Origin of the sequence: Geobacillus thermopakistaniensis (assembly GCF_000498995.1) — a bacterium.
In the GTDB taxonomy this organism is placed as follows: domain Bacteria; phylum Bacillota; class Bacilli; order Bacillales; family Anoxybacillaceae; genus Geobacillus; species Geobacillus thermoleovorans.
The window spans coordinates 1-7,427 of the sequence record NZ_AYSF01000090.1 but is presented as its reverse complement, the minus strand read 5'-3'; the positions used below and the strand labels follow the sequence as shown (position 1 = coordinate 7,427).

The following is a 7,427-nucleotide window of genomic DNA, read 5'->3' as shown; positions in this document are numbered from 1 at the left end:
CCGTCAAGGAAAGCACTTGACTGTTTCCATTCTACCAACTTCGTGGTCTGTATGCGGAAGAAGGATCCTGACTGATGAACCGATTTCATCCAGCTAACATATTTCTGGGGTTGAGTGGAAATCACAGAAAATGGTGAAGACCCGAAAAAATTATTAAGTCGATTGACGCTCTTGATTGGTACAGCGCTGAAAAAGAAGGGCTTGGCGATTTATACGAAGGATTGCTTGAAAAGAATGCGAGTGAGAAAAAATCCGGCGCAGGTCAATACTTTACTCCACGTCCATTAATTAACGTCATAGTCAAGCTCATCGATCCGAAAGTAGGAGAAAGATGTAACGACCCTGCAGCAGGTACATTTGGTTTTATGATTGCTGCTGATCGATATTTAAAAAGCAAAACAGACGACTATTTTGATTTAGACCCGCAGCAAGCAGAGTTCCAGCGAAAAGAAGCGTTTTCAGGTATGGAACTTGTCAAAGATACACACCGTTTAGCTTTGATGAATGCCCTACTTCATGGTATTGAAGGTCGTATCGAACACGGGGATTCTTTATCAAACAACGGAAAATGGCTAAAAAACTTTGACGTTATCTTAACGAATCCACCTTTTGGAACGAAAAAAGGCGGAGAACGTGCAACTCGTGATGACCTAACGTATGAAACATCAAATAAACAGTTAAACTTTTTGCAATTAATTTATAACGCATTAAAGGCTGACGGGAATGCCCGCGCCGCTGTTGTCGTGCCGGATAATGTCTTGTTTGAAAGCGGTGTTGGTGCCCAAATTCGTCGCGACTTAATGGACAAATGCAATCTTCACACTATTTTACGTTTACCAACAGGCATATTCTATGCACAAGGCGTAAAAACAAACGTTTTGTTCTTCACAAGAGGAAAGACAGACAAAGGTAATACAAAAGAAGTGTGGGTATACGACTTGCGCACAAACATGCCGTCATTTGGCAAACGCAATCCGTTAACAGAAGAACATTTTGAAGGATTCATTAAAGCCTACACAGCGGAAGATCGCCGTAAAGTAAAAGATGAGCGCTGGAATGTGTTTACACGCGAAGAAATTGCGAAAAAAGGCGACAGTCTGGATATTGGTTTGATTGCAGATGAATCCCTTTCCGTATACGAAAACTTACCAGATCCAATTGATTCAGCAGAAGAAGCAATTGCTAAATTAGAGCAAGCTATTGCGTTGTTAAATGAAGTTGTAGACGAGTTAAAAGCGGTAGAAGAAGACGAGGTGGTCTCAAAATGAGTAAGAAACAAAAGACCATCGAGGAATTATTGGAAGAGGCATTAGTGCCAGAAGAAGAACAACCATATGAAGTGCCGGAGAATTGGGTGTGGAGTAATGCAGGTGCTTTGTCTGAAACTATAAGAGGTGTATCTTATAAAAAAAATCAGGCTGAAGCTCTAAAAGATGTGAATAATTGTTTAATTTTAAGAGGCGGAAACATTCAAGATGGTACTATTTTAAACCAAGATGACAATGTGTATGTTTCAAAAGAGTTAGTAAAAGAAGAACAAAAACTGCAAAAAGGTGATGTTGTAATTGTATCTTCAACAGGAAGTAGCAAAGTTATTGGTAAGGCTGCTTCAGTGTCCGATGAGTTTGTTGGAGAAAGTTTTGGTGCTTTCTTAACCACTATTCGTCCTAATAAAAAAATAAATAGTAGCTATTTTGGTTTATTTTATCAGACCTCGAACTATAGGAGACTAATTTCTAACTTGGCAAAGGGTAGTAATATAAACAATATAAAAAAAGAACATTTGGATAACTTACCTTTCCCTCTGCCACCATTAAACGAACAAAAGCGTATCGCTGAGAAAGTAGAGCGGCTTTTTGCCAAAATTGATGAAGCAAAGCAGTTAATTGAAGAAGCAAAGGAAACATTTGAACTTCGCCGTGCGGCGATTTTGGATAAAGCGTTTCGTGGAGAATTGACGAAGAAGTGGAGAGAGCAACAAAACCATTTACCATCACCTGAGCAGTTATTTAATGTAATAAAGGAACAAAGATTAGCGATCGTAGAAAGTAAAAAAGAGCTAAATGAAGTGCAGAGTATGTTTGAAAATTTTAATTTTAAGCAATACCAAAATGAACGTAATTGGCTTTACTTAAAAGCTAATATGTTTTGCTATAACATTAATTGTGGAAGTACACCAACAGCGCATATAAGTGAGAATGGGGAGATTCCATTTTTAAAAGTTTATAACATAGTGAACAATAAGATAGATTTCGAATATAAACCTCAATTCATTCCGCGTGAGGTACATGAGGGAAAGTTAAAGAAATCGATATTATATCCTAACGATGTTATCATGAATATAGTTGGTCCACCTTTAAAGAAAGTTGCCATTATTCCAGATCAATATTCCGAATGGAATATAAACCAAGCCATTGTTAGATTTCGTCCGGTAGAATCTGTGCTACCAAAGTATATTTATTATTGTCTACAATATGACGAAACTTTAAAAGATATAATTAATGAAACAAGAGGAGTAGTAGGACAAAGTAACATATCTGTAAGTCAATGTAGAAATTTAGTTATGCCGATTCCTAGTCGAGAAGAGCAAGAACAGATTGTTGAGAGACTAGACAATTTGCTTGAGAAAGAGAATAAGGCATTAGCAAGCATATCAATTTACGAAAAGGAATTAGAGAAATTAAAACAATCCATTCTTTCCAAAGCCTTTTGCGGAGAACTTGGCACTAATGATCCAACAGAAGAAAGTGCAATTGAATTGTTAAAAGAAGTATTACAAGAAAAAGTAAAATAAATAGTTGTTGATGCCTTTATGTTAAAAAGGAGCGGTCGCTACACCGCTCCTTTATGCGTGTTTTTAATAATTTCCGACACTTCTTCCAAAGCTTTTTTCTTCTCCTTGTTTAGTTTCACGGGCATACTTGCATAGCCATAGCTGAGAATCTTATATGTAATTTTGTTAAATAACCTCTATAATTTTTCTATATCCGGCAAATCCTCTCTATACAGTTCACTCAAATCAATTTCCAATGCCGCACAAAGCTTCGGTAAAAAATCCGGTTTGATTTTCGCGCTATCCTGTTCCAACTTACTTAAATAATTCACTGACACGCCAAGTTTTTTTGATAATTCTTGAAGTGTCATTTTTTTTTGTATCCTAAAGTATCTTACGTTTGATCCAAAAGACAAAAAGCCCACCCCCCCCGAAATAATTTTCTCATTTTTTTCACCAAACAGTGAATAATATCTGAAAATTTATCAATACTACATAATGTACCCATAAACACTCCTGTAGATCGGATACTTATATTTTAGCATACATAATCAGATTAGAGTGAATATACAGAATATCTCTCCGGATAATTAACACGAGGAGGTATGACATGAAAATAACAATAAACGATCTTATACGCTGTAGAGCATTTAGATCTAAAAATATTCAGCAAATAAAGAAATGGCTGTACCATTGTAAGAAGTCCGGCATTCTGTTTTTTGAAGAAAATGTATTTGAATTAACTAGCTCTACACCATTTAACATTTATTATGCGTTATCTCCTTATAAAAGCTCGGATATAAATCCGTTTCCCATTCCTATTAAAGATTTTACTTTATTTGATGACTTGGATGAGGATCTCGAATTTATGCGTCATTATTTTGAAAAATATTACAAAAAAAGGGTTTTGGATAATCGTTATTTTTTGTTTTATGAAACAGAACCATATGTCGGTATCCACTACATCTGGTATTACAGAGCAACTAAAGAAAGGAATGATATCTTTGCGGCAAGCACTGAAGAAGTATAAAAATCAAGAAAGAGTGAGATATAAAAATAAATGGGAACGAGGCGGTGATATAAAAGAGCGAATCCCCAATACCAACCCAATTTTTTCTGGGATAGTTACAGGATTTACAATGGGGGAAGGCTCATTTATCGTATGTATCACAGAAAGCAAGACACACTATACCGGCTACCAAGTTATGCCCTGCTTTAAAATTTCCTTAAAAAAAGATGATTATAAAATTCTTGAGCAGATTCGTGATTATCTTAGATGTGGAAAAGTGGTCAAATTCCGCGATACAGCAACTTTTTTAGTCAGAAAGCTGGATGAAATAGTCGAAGTAATCATTCCATTTTTTGATAAATATCCGCTTCAGAATATAAAACAGCATGACTTTTTATTGTTCAAAATCATTTGTTACAAACTGTTAAGCGGTGAAGGAAAAACGATCGATGGAATACGCCGAATATACGAGATACGGAAACACATGAACAACGGGGGACACAAGAATAGAAAAAAGATATCATTTTAGGAAGGTAATTCGACTTCAGAATTATACCCTTAATCACCAGAATAAATACGAATGAGGAGGTTTTAATTTGAATCATGAAGTTTATGTTGTCTTTAAACATTGCTGCGACTTTTATAAATTAGTGGGAAAAACAAAATTTGAAAACGATGAAATTCATTGGTTAGCATTAACTGACTTTGAGACTAAAGTAGAACTGAAAATTGACGTTGATTATAAGGAAATAAATGCTGATGTATTAAAAGATATTAAGAATTTTGTCTTTACACAACGGATTGCTGTAATAGTAAACGCACATCCGGTCGTAAAACTGTCAAAGCCAACGGTTTATATGTTAAATAAATAAAACATGATTGGAGCGGTAAATCACCGCTCCATTTTTGTCGATTATCACTTTCCAAAAATTACCTATATTTTAGGCGCCGCTTCACAACGGATCCCTTATAAATATTTAATTTTCTCACCTTATATGGTTTATAACATGAATAAAAATAACAAAAATTGTTAAAAGAATATAGGGAGAAAATGATAAGGGAGAAGATGAGAATGGAAAACAAATACAAACTTATACAAGTACATAGCCCGGAAATCGAAAAAGAAATTGAAAATCATGGTGTACAAAAGATTTATCTAGAAATGACAATTGAAAACTATAACCTTTTAATTAATGAAATAAACAGACAAAATATCATCGTTATTCGAGTTAACGAAATTTTGACAACAAACAGAGATGATCCTAACCATGCAACAAGAATAAGCCGTTTGATAGAAGAACCAAAGAATAATGCCTTTGTTATTTCCCAGTCACCCAGTGTAAAAATTCAAAATAGCAAAAGAGATGATAATGAAAGTAAAAGTAACACACGCGATAATAATGAACAAATCATGACCCTTAAAAAACATCCTGAAAAAATATGGAAAGACACAATTATTGAAAATTTAAATAAAGCAATAGAGAAAAGAAACAAGACGGAACTAATACATAAAATAGCAAAAGAATGGGATTATACAGTCACAGACGAAAGTGGTAACAAAATAGTTAACCCAAGAGGTGTATACTTAGTATTACAAGGCAGAGGAAATATTCATGCACAGGATATATTAATATTAGAGAAAAAGTTTGGAATACATCGGGATGAAATATTGGGTCCAATTCATAAAAAAGGGATTTCTAATATCCGAGCCTTTCGAAGATTATGGGAACTAATTGAAAAAAATGATGATGATGCACTTGATATTAAAAGTGCTTTAAGAGTTTTTATCGATGCACTAGAAAAAGACAATCCGAATGTTACTAAAGCAGAGGTTGCGATTATGATAAAAAATCTTATAGAGCGAGAAATATTAAAAAAGAAATGACTTTCCTAGCTAGTGAACCAATTGTTCATGTCATAAATTACCTATTTTGCTTATAAAGCGCTTTATAGCGCTTTTTTTATTTCTTCGACCGTCTTCACCATAATTGTCATTTTTCAATTCCTCTCTAATCTGTGTCACTATAATACACGAAGAAAACTTAACAAAAAACGGGGTGGCAGATGTGGGGAAAAACACACCAAAAGACCCGATTTCCAATGTATGGGATATTTGGGATGTAGATAACTTAAAAAATTTAGAAATAAACAAGAAAAATTTTTCGTGGAATGATATTTCTACGAAGAATTTTTCGGACTTAATTATAAAACCTAAAAAACAGGGACATACTAATTATCAAAGATACTATGTGGAGGTGCTTAATTCATTGGGCAATTCCCTTGCTCTTAACCTGCAAGAGAAAGTGGAGTATAAAGGACGTTCCGCAATAAATACAGTTTTATGGAATAAATTCGTTTTGCAAGAAAACTTCCCAAACGTTGCGGTAAAATACCTTGATAAAAAAATGACATTAGATCCGTTTACATTTTTATCGGTCTTTGAAGTGGTAAAAAGCTTTGTCGGGAAATGTAGTCAAAAAAGCGGCATTAAACAGCATTTACTGAAAAGAACGGATTTGGCTGCTAAACAACTGGTCATGGAGATGTTGTCACAATTAGGCGATTCTGTAAAACGATATTATTTGATAAATTTTTATAATTATGTTTCACCGTTTGATAAGATAGAAAATCAGGTAAAGAAAGCTAAACGGCAACCATTCTTTCATCCGGTTGTTGAAAATCACTGTGAATACAAATCAAAAAAAGGAACATCTGAGTCGAGTATAGTTAATTACCGTTCACAGATAAGACGATTTTTTGAATGGTGCTGTAATACCCTAAAGGAGTTCCAGGAGTATAGTCCTAATACGATTAATGTTTATATGTTCAAAAAGGAACATTTAACAGAGTACAAGCTATTTTTAGAAGCTGAGATCAGAAGGGAAAATTGTACTCCAAACGGTGCTAGAACGCATTTTATTTATGTGAAAGAGTTCTTTTTATACGTTTATCAGCTCGGGTTTCTTAAAGATGATATAACAAAAGATTTAACCAATATCGAGGCAAAAGAATTCGTATATCGCCAAATCCCTTCAAATAAACAACTACAAATGTTTTTTAATGCCGTTTCCATGTATTCCGAAGCCCCATTAATCGAGAAAACCGCTTATTCACTAATGTTGTTCCTAGGTTTGCGTCTAAATGAAGTCGCAAATCTAAAATGGAGAGATATAAATATTGGAAATAAAACCATATCGATTAAGGGGAAAAATAAACAATCAGAAATACTTCCTATACCAGAATTGGTGTTACCTTTGTTAAAGAATTTAAAAAGAGGCAAACAAGGATATGTATTTTCAAAGAAACCTAATCAATTTAAATCAAAGCTTTATCAGAATTTCAAGCTGTATAAATTGATTTCTGATATGGAGGCTGAGGGTGGAGTCCACTTATTAAGACACATTTATATTACAAAATTATCTTATCTGTGTACTCCAAACACTCTGCGTGTTCTTGCCCGTCACAGATCGGATCGTTCTATTTCATTTTACCTTCAGGCGTGTTGATTATCCAATAAAATCCAAAGGGTATAGAAAAAAGAGCACCTTTCCTGTAGAATGTGAGTAGCGACACAAACAAACCCAGGAGGTGCTCTCTATGAACAAGCATACCACACTCCCGAATTTGATGCAAAAACTTGTTTCG

The 7,427-nt window shown here is 34.4% G+C and carries 7 protein-coding genes and 1 pseudogene; 7 read left to right on the top strand and 1 reads right to left on the bottom strand.

Going from position 1 to position 7,427, the window contains the following annotated elements:
- Positions 1-143 precede the first annotated feature (143 nt).
- Together T260_RS123500 and T260_RS1000000138355 are read left to right on the top strand one after the other, a co-directional pair.
- A pseudogene (locus tag T260_RS123500) lies at positions 144-1,268 on the top strand (HsdM family class I SAM-dependent methyltransferase); the annotation flags it as partial.
- Complete coding sequence (locus T260_RS1000000138355) at positions 1,265-2,794, top strand: restriction endonuclease subunit S (RefSeq protein ID WP_023634502.1); 1,530 nt, start codon at positions 1,265-1,267, stop codon at positions 2,792-2,794. The pseudogene T260_RS123500 and the gene T260_RS1000000138355, both read left to right, overlap by 4 nt.
- A gap of 176 nt (positions 2,795-2,970) precedes the next feature.
- Here the strand turns inward: T260_RS1000000138355 and T260_RS123505 are convergent, their stop codons facing one another.
- The gene (locus T260_RS123505; protein ID WP_255212300.1) at positions 2,971-3,198 is read right to left on the bottom strand and encodes a helix-turn-helix domain-containing protein; all 228 of its coding nucleotides are present in this window, start codon (positions 3,196-3,198) and stop codon (positions 2,971-2,973) included.
- 185 nt (positions 3,199-3,383) lie between these two features.
- Here T260_RS123505 and T260_RS123510 point away from each other — a divergent pair, with 185 nt between their 5' ends.
- The 5 genes from T260_RS123510 to T260_RS123530 all read left to right on the top strand — a co-directional run bounded on the left by T260_RS123510 (position 3,384) and on the right by T260_RS123530 (position 7,288).
- Positions 3,384-3,803 carry a hypothetical protein gene (locus T260_RS123510; RefSeq protein ID WP_023634500.1) on the top strand — a complete coding sequence of 140 codons (420 nt, stop codon included), beginning with the start codon at positions 3,384-3,386 and terminating at the stop codon, positions 3,801-3,803.
- On the top strand, positions 3,778-4,311 hold the full coding sequence (locus T260_RS123515) for an LAGLIDADG family homing endonuclease (protein ID WP_023634499.1): 534 nt from the start codon (positions 3,778-3,780) through the stop codon (positions 4,309-4,311). The genes T260_RS123510 and T260_RS123515 overlap by 26 nt, the downstream gene beginning before the upstream one ends.
- A 67-nt stretch (positions 4,312-4,378) precedes the next feature.
- Positions 4,379-4,654 (top strand): hypothetical protein, encoded by a 276-nt coding sequence (locus T260_RS123520; protein WP_023634498.1) that lies wholly within the window; start codon positions 4,379-4,381, stop codon positions 4,652-4,654.
- A gap of 200 nt (positions 4,655-4,854) precedes the next feature.
- Entirely contained in the window at positions 4,855-5,667 is an 813-nt protein-coding gene (locus T260_RS123525; protein WP_023634497.1) for a hypothetical protein, read from the top strand.
- A 181-nt stretch (positions 5,668-5,848) separates the two neighbouring features.
- Positions 5,849-7,288, top strand: a complete 1,440-nt coding sequence (locus T260_RS123530) for a tyrosine-type recombinase/integrase (protein WP_023634496.1) — start codon at positions 5,849-5,851, stop codon at positions 7,286-7,288.
- Positions 7,289-7,427: the final 139 nt, after the last annotated feature.